Consider the following 7749-nt stretch of genomic DNA (forward strand, 5'->3'; position numbering starts at 1 on the left):
GGCTAGGGGGGGTCAAAGAGTATTGCATGATTTTAGAGAAATGGTATGACTATTAATATCGTTATCAAGGATTTGCTCGCCGTGATTCAGTAAAACGACTCGTACTTCCTCTGCATTGCCGCCCATAGCAGCATACCAATTTGGCACTAAATCGCCTAATGTACCTGCCATTTCCACCCCGGAAGCTCCAGCACCTATTACGGTGACAGTCAGGAATTTGCGGCGCTTTTGGGCATCTTGAATCTGAAGAGCTTGTTGCAAGCAGTCGCGCAGGTGTTTGTCAATGGCGATCGCATCTTCTCCGGTACGCAGAGGAAACGCATTTTCTCGCGCGCCCTCGACTCCAAAATATCCTGTAACGCTACCTAAAGCCAAAACTAAATTGCTGTAATTGTAGGAATCTCCCGATGTTACTTTGACTTCTCGCTGTTGTAAATCGATGGATTGAACGGTATCTTTAACAAAAATGACACCGCTACCTTTTAGCAATTCCTCATAGCGCGGCCAAACTTCTTCTGCACCCATTTCGCCGCTAAAATATTCGTAAAGTAACGGTTTAAAACAAAAGCGATCCTCTTTTTCGATCAAAATTACAGAACGGGGATAGTGTTGGTGGCTCAAGTGCAAAGCTGTAAATAGTCCAGCAAAGCCGCCACCTACAATTACAGTTTGATAGATTGTGTTGTTCATCATACTGTCTGTTTGTTAAATTTGATAATTTTCTGGATGCACTAATTATTATAGCAATCCTAAATGAGTCGTAAACTTTTTACCCCACCCCAACCCTCCCCTTGCTAAGGGGAGGGAGTAAGAAATTCACAAATGATTTAGGATTGCTATATACAAAAATGCAGCTTGATTCTAACTAACTTCAACTTAGATCGTGTTCGGTCGATCGCCAAACCAAAATGGTTCGCGCGTGCGTCAGTCAGTGTCCGCTCCCTGGGGACAACCCAACTCCGCACGCGCGATCGAATCTGACTGCGGTAAATTGACAGGACATGATATTAGAGGTAATTCTTATTCAAAGGTATCTGCCTTAAGAAAGACATAATATAAAATTATATATTTCTTAAGGTATAAATAAATTTAATTGGTAAAGGCTAGACGGTATAACTAGCATAAATTTTACCTAAAGCAATCTCTTCTATTAAAGATTTTTATGGCAAATTTTACACAAGTTTGTTATCAATTTGACTAATAGAGTCTATATAATAAATATCAAATAAATTTTCAAAATGACGGAGAAAAAATATGAGCTTTTCCCCTGAGCTTCTTAAAGGTCAAAAAGCTCTGGTAACGGGCGGAAGTTCTGGTATCGGCGAAGCGATCTCCCGTGCTTTAGCTGCAGCCGGCGCATCTGTTGCAGTCAATTACCACTCTGGAGGTGAAGAGGCGCAGAAAATTGTCGAGGATATCAAAGCCGGGGGTGCAGAAGCGATCGCCATTGGTGCCGATGTCAGCAAAGAAGACGAAGTTAAGGCTATGTTCGGTCAGGCGATCGAAGAATTTGGTACGATCGACATCCTGGTTAATAACGCAGGCCTGCAAAAAGATTCGTCCTTTGCAGAAATGACACTCGACGACTGGAACCTAGTGATTGGAGTCAACCTAACCGGACAGTTTTTGTGTGCTCGCGAAGCTACTAAAGAATTTTTGCGGCGGGGCGTACAGCCTCATATTTCTGCGGCTGCGGGCAAAATTATTTGCATGAGTTCAGTACATGAGGTAATTCCTTGGGCGGGTCACGTCAACTATGCTGCCAGTAAAGGCGGTATAAATATGATGATGCGGAGTATTGCCCAAGAACTCGCACCCCAGAGAATTCGAGTTAATAGTATTGCGCCAGGGGCCATCAAAACCCCCATCAATACATCAGCATGGGATACGCCGGAAGCGAAAGCAAAGCTATTAAAACTGATTCCTTACGGTCGAGTTGGGGTAGTGGAAGATATCGCTAAAACTGCTGTTTGGCTGGCTTCTGATGACTCTGATTATGTCTGCGGTGAAACGCTATTTGTGGATGGCGGCATGACTTTGTATCCAGGGTTTGCAGCGGGCGGCTAATCGAGATTATATGCGATCGATCTCAACACTTGCGGGTGTCAATAAAGCTGTTCTCGCCACCTGCAATAGACCTCTCCCATAATTCTTGTGGAACAGGCATCCTGCCTATTTTTTACAACCTTTTGGAACAGCAGTATAATAGATGTTTAATAATGTCCAATTTAGAATATCTCAATCGACTGGAAATGACCAAATGATTTACAAATTTGCTCTGGGTGTGGCGATCGCGCTGCTGTTCGCTCAAGTTTCACCTCATCTACCAGAACTAAGTTTAAAACTGCTCAGTTCACTCAATCCTGTGTTTCCGACCGACATTCTCGGCTGGGCACTTTTGTTGCTGAGAGTTGGTTTCGGCGGGCTATTTGTGCTGCACGGCTACCCAAAAATAACACATCTTCGAGAGTGGTCTGATGCTATGAAAATGCCGCTGTTTCTGTGCTTTCTCTCAGCAGCTTCCATGTGAGCTGGCGGAGTTTGTCTGATTGTGGGATTTCTTACGCTATTAGCAAGTCTGCCGATTCTCGGTTCTATGCTATTCGCGATTTATTTAGATTTATCCAAAGGGTTGCCTTTTGTGGCTAGCGATCCCTATTTAATTCCCCAAGGGCAGTATGAAGGGCCAAATGGCAAGGGCGAACCGCCAAGCTGGGAGAAAGCTTTTATGTACTGTTTGATGCTGGTGGCGACCGCAGTTTTAGGGCCTGGTGCCTATTCGCTGGATGCTTTGATTTTTGGAGGATAAAGAACCTGCAAGCGAGCTCGATCGGCAAGCATTACCGGAGATGTCTGTTCCAAAAATTGGGAGGGATGCCCTTCACCGCAAGTACGATCGCCACCAAGGCCGAATCAAACACGCCCGCGATCGAACAAACAGCCTTTGTGACTCTACAACCGCCCCGGAAACTGTTGGCATTGTCAGCGTTTGCATCTGCTGCTAACACGCAAAACGCTCAACCCAAGTTCGCCCCCGCACACCCGGTTTCATTAACAACAACCAAAAATTACAACTCTGCCTCGCGGCAGATAGTACGAACAGCTCAATTTTTGGGATACTAGAAACTAGCACTCAACTTATTATCTGAGGAACAAACGTGCTGCTATCAAAAGGCTTTGAAGTAGAAATGTATACCGGCACGCCCGAAGGTGAGGTTGTCGGTCTTTCCGATCGCATAGTCGCCGATTTAGAGGGATTTGTCCGGGAGCCTGATAGCCGCAATGTGGAGTACACGACTGCCCCGCTGTGCAGCTACGATCGCCTGCTGTGCGCCCTAGTCAAGCCCAGAGTCCGGCTGCGCGAGTATCTCAAACAATTGGGCGACTATACCTTGCTACCGGGAAGTACCCTATCTCTCGGCGGGAGCGATCGATTTTACCGCTCCGATCCCAACAACCCCTACCACACCTACATCGAGCAAACCTACGGCACCAAAGTCGTTACCGCCAGCATTCACATCAACATCGGCATCTCCCAACCAGAACTGCTGATGCGCGCCATCCGCCTCGCCCGCGTCGAAGCACCGCTTTACCTAGCCTTGAGCGCCTCTTCTCCGTTTCTCGACGGCGAAGTCACGGGCTACCATTCCACTCGCTGGGGCTTGTTTCCCAAAACTCCCGCCGTCGTCCCCCTGTTTGAAAGTCACAAGCATTACATCCAGTGGACTGAAGAACAGTTAGAACTCGGCACCATGCAAAATGTCCGCCATTTGTGGTCTGCTGTGCGGCCCAACGGCGATCGGCGCCCCTACTGTCTCAACCGCCTCGAACTCAGAATTTGCGACCTCGAAGTCAATCCTCTGGCTTTATTGGCCATCACTGCCTTGCTAGAAGCTCGCATTTGGCAATTGATGGAAGACCCCAGTTTAGATCCTTTACAACTGAGCACCTTGCCGGCGGCTACCCGCAACCAAGACTTAGTTGCTCTCACAGATGCCAACGAAATTTCTGCATCCCGGCAAAGTTTGGATGCCGAACTCATCCACTGGCAAGATGGCAGAAAGATTTTGGCACGAGATTGGATTGAGGAAATTTACCAGGAGGTGTTGCCTCTTGCCAAGAAACGCGGCTTTAGCTGCTTTCTCTCGCCTCTCAAAAAGATTCTCCGGGAAGGTAACACCGCCCAGCAGTGGTTGAAGCTGCACGAGGACGGTTTGGACACCCGCAGCATTATTCTCCAAGGGATTGATGGCATGGCTCACCAAGAATGGGAGCTCGAAGACAATTTGTGCGCCCAGTTAGTTGCCTAAACTACCTGCCATTCCCATCGCGGGGGCTTCTCACTAGCCCCTGGCCGTGCGTACTCAGCCCACAATCCCCACAGCCGGAATTTTGGGAGAATGAAAAATTTGCCAAGCACAGCCCCAAAAAACAAATCAGAATATTTAATCAATCGCACTTTACAGAGGTTATAAATAAAAGCTATAACTGCTATCTACTTTTAGGTATATTTATACTTCTCCCCAGAGCTGTCTTTTGCGTTTTTAGTTAGCTTCATGCCCCAACTTGTCTTGATTCACCCGCAAATCCCCCCGAATACTGGCAATATTGCCCGCACTTGCGCTGCTACAGGCACCCAACTGCATTTAGTCGGCCCGCTGGGCTTTGAAATTACCGATCGCTACCTGAAACGCGCTGGCTTAGATTACTGGCCCTACGTTAACCTCCAATGTCACGAAGATTTGGCGGCTTTTCTGGCTTGTCGCCAACAGCGAGGGGGGCGATCGATCGGATTCAGCACTGGCGGGCGGTGCAGTTATGCCGAATTTCAATTTCAGCCCGACGATTGGCTGATGTTTGGCTCGGAAACTGTCGGCATTCCCCAATTCGTCTTAGATGCCTGCGATGCCACAGTTTTTATTCCCATGAGCCAGCCTGGAGTTAGGAGTTTGAATCTCTCTGTCAGCGCTGCTGTGGGTTTATTTGAGGCTAAACGACAGTTGGGCGAACTCGGATAAATCTCGATCGACACCTACATACACATATAAATATTTAATCGCTGCTAGGGGCTGCTAAACCTTGATTTAAATATAAGAAATTTGTATCAAACGGGTGAAACTGTAGATAGCTCCGATTAATATATTTTATTCATCCAAGAACATATTGTTATCACCAATACCAAATTCCTCGCAAGATGATTGAGCAGCAAAAATAGAGGATTTCAGGGACTTAGATCGGCAGGGATCGCCTGCTAGTGCCTGAATGCTATTGATATCTAGTAAATATACGGTTGTAGGCTGTCCGGAAATTGGCATAGAGTTTGACAATAGGTGAGAGTCTTAGCCTTACCGGAACGCAAATTTTTTGTATTCGTTCCAGCTATTGCGGCATAAGGCTTTTGGGTGTAATTGCAGCAGGTTTGACCGAGAATTTTAAAATTAATTACGGTTCGAGCTTGTCTAAATTAAAAAAGCAGGGTAATCTTGCCTAAGTCATGATAGCTGTCAACAATCAGAATATTTTTGGTGGTTGATTTAAATTCAGCGTCATGAGATACCCTTGAGTGTTTCCAAGGACAGTTAGCGCTTCTCAGTAGGAGGTCGTTTTTTTGAAACGAACATATCCCCAAATTAAGCCTGTTCAGGCTAGTGAAATCGACGGAGACGGTTCAGCAGAACCGTCCAAGCAGACAACGCTCAGCACTGGCAGAGTTCGCTCTCTCGCCACGTTAGGGCTGGCAATATCCGTAGGTGCTTCAGGTATCCTGCTGCCGAGAAACGGAGACAGCGCTCGCGCGTCTGAACTCGCGCCGACAGCAAAATCCGCCGCTGAAGTACAACCAGTTTCGCCAAATGGACCCGCTACCTCGGCACAAGTTGATGGTTCGTGGGCCGAACAGGCAGGGGTTAAGGTTCAACGGGGGCAGACCCTTTGGGACTTGTCTCGGAATTATGAAGTTGAACCGAAGGAACTAGCAACTGTCAGCGGCATCAAGCCCGATAGCGCAATTGAAGTTGACGGAGAACTCACAATTCCGACTGAGACGGCTGCTGCGCTACAACAGAACGCAGGTAATACTGCGTTGCTAGATCCGGAACAAAAGTTAAATCTGACTGGCTCCGAGTCGTTGGACGGTACAGCCCGATGGGGGCAGCCAACTGTCGCGCCCGAGCTGGCGACGGGGATGCCGGCACAAAGCTCGATCGAATACCCCAACGCAGACGACGGGGCGATCGACAGTTTGAAAAAACAGGAAAACCGCACCACAGCATCAGGTATGTCCCTGTTGGAGTCGGAAGCGGGAACAAATTCATCTACACCTGCTGCAGTACCGACTCTGGCATCCCCAGATTCTCCTACTCAGACAGCAATTCTAGACCTCGGTACGACAACTGTAATTCCTAATGCCGGGGTCGATCGATCGGGATCTGGCGATCGAACATTCGAGTCAATTGAACAGTCTCTGGTAACACCCGGTTTGCCTTCGGCTGTGGTAGTCCCCCCCGCAGGCAGCACCGCCGCGGAAACGGTGCTCTACAGCGTGCGTCCGGGAGATACGCTTCTGGCGATCGCCAAAGGTTACGGCGTATCCCCCAAGGAGCTGATCGCAGCCAACAGGCTCGGCAACCCCAACTTGCTGAATGTAAATCAACGGCTGAAAATTCCCCAAGTTGGATCGAACAATCAAGCGGTGCAGGCGGCAGCCTCTGACTCTGCCTCCAACTCTACATCTGTCAATTCCGCAGCTTCGGTTCCCGCATCTTTGAACCTCAGCTCGTCTACCCCGGAAATGACCGACGCTGGCGCAGCAGCATCCGCTCCTACAGCGCCTGTTGTCTCTCCCCTAGGTAACTTGGAAGGCCTGAACAATATTTCAGCGCCGATGGTTCCCAAAATCAACAGCATTTCGCTAACTCAAGTTTCTCAAACTATTAGCGACCCCGGTAAACTGGAGCTTCAAGGCGAACCAACATTTACAGGTGCAGTTGACACCAGTGCCCTGCCTCAGCCGGCAAGTGCAACTGCTACCGCCATCGCTACGGGAGAATACCCCCAGCCGGTCAGCTTTCTGCCGGATAGCGCCCAGGGTTTAAATGTCGATCCCGCTAACGCTTTACCTGAGTCGAATTCGGAGGCTCTTCGGGCCGGGCCGGCTCTCAACCCTTATGCCGAACGCTTGAGGGCAGAAGTTGTCAGGCTGCGAGAGGAATACCGCGCCGAACGCAATTCGATCGGGATAAATGCAGTGGCGCTGACTCCCACCGAACAGGAGACGACTTTCGCATCGAGCAACCCGTCTCAGGAACTCCCAAGCGTCAATCCCGACCTCTACACCCCCGAGTACGCTGGGGCGGTGCAGAACGAAATCAGCAGACCGCCTTCTAGAGCTTGGTCTGAGCAGGTTCAGAAGCAGCAGCAAGAGCGTTTTGATCCAGCTCGCGCCGCGGAACTGCAACCGATCGACCTCACGCCGAACTCTACTCAGCAACCGCCGGTAGTGGCAACTGCTCCTTTTGGCTCCCAAGGTTACGACCCCCTGAGCAACCCGTCTTTGGGACGCATGGTTTCTCCGGAACTGCCTCCGCTTTCGAGCCCTGATACTTATCTGCCTAACGGCAGCAAACAACGGTCTGCCAACGGCTTTATTTGGCCGGCTAAGGGCGTTCTCACTTCTGGCTACGGCTGGCGTTGGGGACGGATGCACAGGGGAATTGATATTGCAGGACCGATCGGCACGCCAATCGTGGC

Annotated in this window: 8 protein-coding genes; 7 read left to right on the plus strand and 1 reads right to left on the minus strand. The window is 49.3% G+C overall.

Annotation, left to right across the window (positions count from 1 at the left end; all coding sequences use genetic code 11):
• Positions 1-12 precede the first annotated feature (12 nt).
• Entirely contained in the window at positions 13-693 is a 681-nt protein-coding gene (locus tag WBA89_RS25185) for an NAD(P)/FAD-dependent oxidoreductase (RefSeq protein WP_424410268.1), read from the minus strand.
• Positions 694-1254: 561 nt separating this feature from the next.
• Between WBA89_RS25185 and WBA89_RS25190 the strand changes: the two genes are divergently transcribed.
• The 7 genes from WBA89_RS25190 to WBA89_RS25220 form a co-directional block, all read left to right on the plus strand.
• Complete coding sequence (locus WBA89_RS25190) at positions 1255-2067, plus strand: SDR family oxidoreductase (protein ID WP_424410269.1); 813 nt, start codon at positions 1255-1257, stop codon at positions 2065-2067.
• 193 nt (positions 2068-2260) lie between these two features.
• Positions 2261-2530: a hypothetical protein gene (locus WBA89_RS25195; protein WP_424410271.1), complete on the plus strand. Its 270-nt coding sequence runs from the start codon at positions 2261-2263 to the stop codon at positions 2528-2530.
• A gap of 21 nt (positions 2531-2551) precedes the next feature.
• A complete protein-coding gene (locus WBA89_RS25200) occupies positions 2552-2809 on the plus strand; it encodes a DoxX family protein (RefSeq protein WP_424410272.1) in 258 nt (85 codons plus the stop codon).
• Positions 2799-3005, plus strand: a complete 207-nt coding sequence (locus WBA89_RS25205; RefSeq protein WP_424410274.1) for a hypothetical protein — start codon at positions 2799-2801, stop codon at positions 3003-3005. The genes WBA89_RS25200 and WBA89_RS25205 overlap by 11 nt, the downstream gene beginning before the upstream one ends.
• Before the next feature lie 153 nt (positions 3006-3158).
• A complete protein-coding gene (gene gshA / locus WBA89_RS25210) occupies positions 3159-4310 on the plus strand; it encodes a glutamate--cysteine ligase (RefSeq protein ID WP_424410275.1) in 1152 nt (383 codons plus the stop codon).
• 246 nt (positions 4311-4556) lie between these two features.
• A complete protein-coding gene (locus tag WBA89_RS25215) occupies positions 4557-5018 on the plus strand; it encodes a tRNA (cytidine(34)-2'-O)-methyltransferase (RefSeq protein WP_424410276.1) in 462 nt (153 codons plus the stop codon).
• Positions 5019-5608: 590 nt separating this feature from the next.
• A partial coding sequence (locus tag WBA89_RS25220; RefSeq protein WP_424410277.1) for a LysM peptidoglycan-binding domain-containing protein occupies positions 5609-7749 on the plus strand: 2141 nt, incomplete at its 3' end.

Source organism: Microcoleus sp., assembly GCF_049646505.1.
Classification (GTDB): domain Bacteria; phylum Cyanobacteriota; class Cyanobacteriia; order Cyanobacteriales; family Microcoleaceae; genus Microcoleus.

Bases quoted from the DNA above. Each gene is read 5' to 3' on its own strand.
- WBA89_RS25190 (WP_424410269.1), top strand. From the start codon at position 1,255: ATGAGCTTTTCCCCTGAGCTTCTTAAAGGTCAAAAAGCTCTGGTAACG.
- WBA89_RS25185 (WP_424410268.1), bottom strand. From the start codon at position 693: ATGATGAACAACACAATCTATCAAACTGTAATTGTAGGTGGCGGCTTT.
- WBA89_RS25195 (WP_424410271.1), top strand. From the start codon at position 2,261: ATGATTTACAAATTTGCTCTGGGTGTGGCGATCGCGCTGCTGTTCGCT.
- WBA89_RS25215 (WP_424410276.1), top strand. From the start codon at position 4,557: ATGCCCCAACTTGTCTTGATTCACCCGCAAATCCCCCCGAATACTGGC.